The sequence below is a fragment of the Microbacterium sp. 69-10 genome (assembly GCF_001897945.1).
In the GTDB taxonomy this organism is placed as follows: domain Bacteria; phylum Actinomycetota; class Actinomycetes; order Actinomycetales; family Microbacteriaceae; genus Microbacterium.
Window position 1 is genome coordinate 172,172 of record NZ_MKRT01000024.1, and the last position, 4,087, is coordinate 176,258.

The 4,087-nt window shown below is 70.7% G+C and carries 6 protein-coding genes and 1 pseudogene; 3 read left to right on the forward strand and 4 right to left on the reverse strand.

The features are described from left to right. Both BGN97_RS11875 and BGN97_RS11880 read left to right on the forward strand, forming a co-directional pair. Window positions 1-326: pseudogene (locus BGN97_RS11875) on the forward strand (hypothetical protein); the annotation flags it as partial. A 114-nt stretch (window positions 327-440) separates the two neighbouring features. Continuing rightward, window positions 441-614 carry a DUF3117 domain-containing protein gene (locus tag BGN97_RS11880; protein ID WP_286302741.1) on the forward strand — a complete coding sequence of 58 codons (174 nt, stop codon included), beginning with the start codon at window positions 441-443 and terminating at the stop codon, window positions 612-614. 79 nt (window positions 615-693) lie between these two features. On the opposite strand, the gene BGN97_RS11885 is transcribed toward BGN97_RS11880, so the two are convergent. Next, on the reverse strand, window positions 694-1,323 hold the full coding sequence (locus BGN97_RS11885) for a class I SAM-dependent methyltransferase (protein WP_292701672.1): 630 nt from the start codon (window positions 1,321-1,323) through the stop codon (window positions 694-696). Window positions 1,324-1,409: 86 nt separating this feature from the next. Between BGN97_RS11885 and BGN97_RS11890 the strand changes: the two genes are divergently transcribed. Next, window positions 1,410-1,805: a twin-arginine translocase TatA/TatE family subunit gene (locus BGN97_RS11890; RefSeq protein ID WP_292701675.1), complete on the forward strand. Its 396-nt coding sequence runs from the start codon at window positions 1,410-1,412 to the stop codon at window positions 1,803-1,805. Between the two features lie 64 nt (window positions 1,806-1,869). Here the strand turns inward: BGN97_RS11890 and BGN97_RS11895 are convergent, their stop codons facing one another. From BGN97_RS11895 to BGN97_RS11905, 3 genes are all read right to left on the reverse strand, one after another. Then, complete coding sequence (locus tag BGN97_RS11895) at window positions 1,870-3,009, reverse strand: Mrp/NBP35 family ATP-binding protein (protein WP_292701679.1); 1,140 nt, start codon at window positions 3,007-3,009, stop codon at window positions 1,870-1,872. Continuing rightward, entirely contained in the window at window positions 3,006-3,527 is a 522-nt protein-coding gene (locus BGN97_RS11900) for a DUF1003 domain-containing protein (protein WP_292702182.1), read from the reverse strand. Before BGN97_RS11900 ends, BGN97_RS11895 begins: the two co-directional genes overlap by 4 nt. Next, the coding region (locus BGN97_RS11905) for a magnesium transporter (RefSeq protein WP_292701682.1) at window positions 3,527-4,087 on the reverse strand (561 nt) is incomplete at its 5' end. The genes BGN97_RS11900 and BGN97_RS11905, both read right to left, overlap by 1 nt.

Genomic DNA, 4,087 nt, shown 5'->3' on the forward strand with positions numbered 1-4,087 from the left:
GCGTTCCCGCCGGCGGTGGCGTGATCGTGCTCGTCGCGCTGGTCGTGGCGGTGGCGACGCTGCTGCTGCGCTCCCGCTCGGTGCGCAGGCTCGGTCCGGAGATCCGCCTGTGGAGCGCGAGCTACCTGCTCTACCTGCTCGCGGTGTTCTTCCCGCAGTCCAGCACGCTGAGGCTGCTCATGCCGTTGACCCCGTTGTGGGGTGCTCTGGCGGTGCCGCGCTCGCGCACCTACCGGTGGGGGATGCTCGGTCTGTGCCTGCTGGCGCAGTGGCTGTGGATCGTGTCGATGTACGGGATCGCCAGCACGTACTACCAGGTTCCATAGCGGGGTCAGAGCGGGCGCACAGGCCGTCTGACCGGCGATTGTTCCGGGCTGACATGCCCAGGCCGGATGCTGACGATAAACTTGACGCACACCACCGAGGGAAAGGGAGCCACGATGGCAGCGATGAAGCCGAGAACCGGCGACGGACCGATGGAGGCCGTGAAGGAGGGGCGTCTCATCATCGTGCGCGTTCCGCTCGAAGGAGGCGGACGTCTGGTCGTCTCCGTCAACGATGCCGAGGCGAAGGAGCTTCACGACGTGCTGGGCGCCGTCGTGACTGCGGCCTGATCGGAAGAACGCGAGAGGGGCGATGGGTTTCCACCCATCGCCCCTCTTCTCGTCTTCACCCTCGGATGGCGTGGCGTCCTCAGGCGATGCGCGACAGCTGCAGCAGACCCTCGCCGGTCGTGGAGAGGGCCGCGAGCACGGCGGGGGACTCCTGAGTCTCCTGCACCAGCGAGCGGTACGCCGAGGTGACCTCATCGCGCTGCACGGGGTCGGCGACCCTGCCCCCGGCCAGCACGCGCGGGACCAGCACCAGGCCGCCGGGGCGCACCAGGCGCAGTCCGTGCTCGACGTACTCGATCACGTTCTCGGGGTCGGCGTCGATGAGGACGATGTCGTAGGAGCCCTCGTTCATGCGCGGCAGCACATCCGCCGCGCGGCCGGTGATGAAACGCGCCTTGGCGGGCGGGATCTTCGCCTCGGCGAAAGCCTGACGAGCGGCGGCGAGGTGCTCGGGCTCGTTGTCGATCGTGGTGAGGACGGCCTGGGGCGCGCCGCGCAGCAGCCACAGTCCGGACACGCCTGCGCCGGTGCCGATCTCGACGATCGATCGTGCGGCGACGGATGCTGCCAGCACGGCGTACTGGGCCCCGATCCCGGGGCTGATGGGGGCGGCGCCCAGCTCGAGCGCGTGGGTGCGTGCGCGGGAGATGGACGCGGGCTCCACGATCGTCTCGCGGGCGAATCGGGCGTTCGCGTCGTGCTCGCTCATGGCAATTCTCCTGAAACTTCGGTCACCGACCAGCGTAGGCGTCTCGGGTGCATCCGGAGGGGAGGCGCGGCGGGTAGCCTGGTGGGATGAACTGGGGCCTGGACATGGACAAGCTGCTGCTGATCGGCATTGTCGCTGTGCTCATCATCGGTCCCGAGCGTCTGCCGAAGGCCGCGGAGGCGCTGCGGAGGTTCGCCCGTCAGGCGGCCGCGTACCTGCGCGACACCAAGGACAAGATGAAGGACGAGCTCGGCGAGGACATCGACGACGTCGACTGGCGCAAGCTCGATCCCCGGCAGTACGACCCTCGTCGCATCATCCGTGACGCCCTCTTCGAGGAGCCCGCCTTCGACAGCGCACCCGCGACCTCGTCCAATCCGTTCACGACCGACCCGGTCGCGCCGGCCCCCGAGCGCGCTCCGATGACCCGTCAGGTGTTCAGCCGACTGAGTCCGCCGCCGTTCGACGTCGAGGCGACCTGAGGACTCGGGGACCTGATCCCGCGACCTGATCCGCGGCTTCCGCCCGGACGCCTGAGCGATCGGTTCAGCTCAGCCGCATCGGCAGGGAGCGGCCCGCCAGCCCGCGTCCGCGGTGCGCGATGGTGCGCGCCAGCGCGATGACGGCGGCTGCCGCGGCGTCATCCGGATGCGCCAGCACCACCGGCATCCCGGCGTCTCCGCCCTGTCGCAGCGCGGGGGAGAGCGGGATGGATGCCAGCAGCGGCACGTCCTCGGCGACCGAGCCGTGGTCACCGGGCGCGCTGAGCGCCTGGGCGACCTCGGCGCCCCCACCCGAGCCGAACAGGTCGATCACGGTGCCGTCGGGCAGCGCGTACGGCGCCATGTTCTCCACCACGCCGATCACGCGCTGACCCGTGCGGCGAGCGACCAGCCCGCTGCGGATCGCCACTTCGGCGGCGGCCGGCTGCGGGGTGGTGACCACGAGCACCTCCGCATGGGGCAGGATCTGCCCGATCGAGATGGCGATGTCGCCGGTGCCGGGGGGCATGTCGATCAGCAGCACGTCCAGGTCGCCGAAGAACACGTCGGTGAGGAACTGCTGCACGGTGCGATGCAGCATGGGGCCGCGCCACGCGACGACGGACTCGCCTTCGCGCAGGAACATGCCGATGGAGACGGCCTTCACGTCGTGCGCGACCGGTGGCAGCATCAGGTCGTCGATGCGCGTGGGCTGGGTGCCGGGTGCGATCCCGAGCAGCCCGGGGATCGAGAAGCCGTGTACATCGGCATCCACGAGGCCGACCCGCAGGCCCTGCTGCGCCAGAGCGACCGCGAGGTTCGCCGTGACGGTGGACTTCCCGACACCGCCCTTGCCGCTGGTCACGAGGATCACGCGGGTGAGCGAGTCCGGACCGAACGGCATCTGCCGGGCCGGGCGACCCGCCCGCAGCCGCTCGGTGAGCTGACGCCGCTCGTCCGGCGTCATCACGCCGACGTCGACGGTCACGTCGGCGATGCCGGCGACGGATGCCGCAGCATCCCGCACATCCTGCTCGATCCGCCGCGCTGCGGGGCATCCGACGATCGTGAGCACGATCGACACGGTCGCGGCGTCGCCGTCGACGGCGACGTCCCGCACCATGTCCAGGTCGCCGATCGGGCGGCGCAGCTCGGGGTCGGTGACCGCCGAGACCGCCGCCCGCACCTGCTCGGACAGCGTCACGGTGCGCTCTCGGCTGTGGTGTCCTTCGCGGCGTCCCTGTCGAGTTCGGCCAGCAGTGACTTCAGCTCCTGGCGCAGCACGTCCCGGGTGACGATCTGCGAGTTGCGCTCCTCGAGGGCCAGCCGCAGCGCGACGATCTCTCGCGCGAGGTACTCGGTGTCGGCGAGGTTGCGCTCCGCCCGCTGCCTGTCCTGCTCGATCTGCACGCGGTCGCGGTCGTCCTGACGGTTCTGCGCGAGCAGGATGAGGGGAGCGGCGTACGACGCCTGCAGCGACAGCATGAGGGTCAGCGCGGTGAAGCCGAGCGCGGCGTCGTCGAACCGCAGCGGCTCCGGCATGGCGGTGTTCCAGATGATCCACGCGGCGCAGAACAGCGTGAGGATGACCAGGAAGGCCGGGGTGCCCATGGCGCGGGCGACCCACTCCGTGAAACGGCCGAAGCGGTCGCGGGAGGGGGCGGAGGGACGCACGGCACCGGTGCGGCCCCGGGGCGTGTCGAGACTCGAGCTGCGTGCCATCATCGCGTGCCGCTCGCTTCCGGCTCGTCCTCGTCGTGCGTTCGCCAGTCGTTCGGCAGCAGGTAGTCGAGCACGTCGTCGACGCTGATCGCGCCGACCAGGCGGTGCGCCGAGTCGATGACGGGCAGCGAGACCAGGTCGTAGCTGGCCAGCATGCGAGCGACCTCGGTGGCGGATGCCGTGACCGAGACCGGCTCGATGTTGTCGTCCAGGATGGCGCCGAGGCGCTCGTGCGGGGGATAGCGCAGCATCCGCTGGAAGTGCACGACGCCCAGCAGGCGGCCGGTCGGTGTCTCGAACGGCGGCAGCGTGACGAACACCGCGGCGGCGAGGGCGGGGTGCAGCTCGTGCCGGCGGATCAGCGCGAGGGCCTCGGCGACCGTCGCGTCGGCGGAGAGGATGATCGGCTCGGTGGTCATCAGACCGCCGGCGGTGTCGGGGCCGTAGCGCAGCAGGGTGCGCACGTCCTCGGCCTCCTCCGGCTCCATCAGCGCGAGCAGCTGCTCCAGGCGCTCGGGAGGCAGCTGGGCGAGCAGATCGGCGGCGTCGTCGGGCTCCAT

Bases quoted from the DNA above. Each gene is read 5' to 3' on its own strand.
- BGN97_RS11880 (WP_286302741.1), top strand. From the start codon at position 441: ATGGCAGCGATGAAGCCGAGAACCGGCGACGGACCGATGGAGGCCGTG.
- BGN97_RS11885 (WP_292701672.1), bottom strand. From the start codon at position 1,323: ATGAGCGAGCACGACGCGAACGCCCGATTCGCCCGCGAGACGATCGTG.
- BGN97_RS11890 (WP_292701675.1), top strand. From the start codon at position 1,410: ATGAACTGGGGCCTGGACATGGACAAGCTGCTGCTGATCGGCATTGTC.
- BGN97_RS11900 (WP_292702182.1), bottom strand. From the start codon at position 3,527: ATGGCACGCAGCTCGAGTCTCGACACGCCCCGGGGCCGCACCGGTGCC.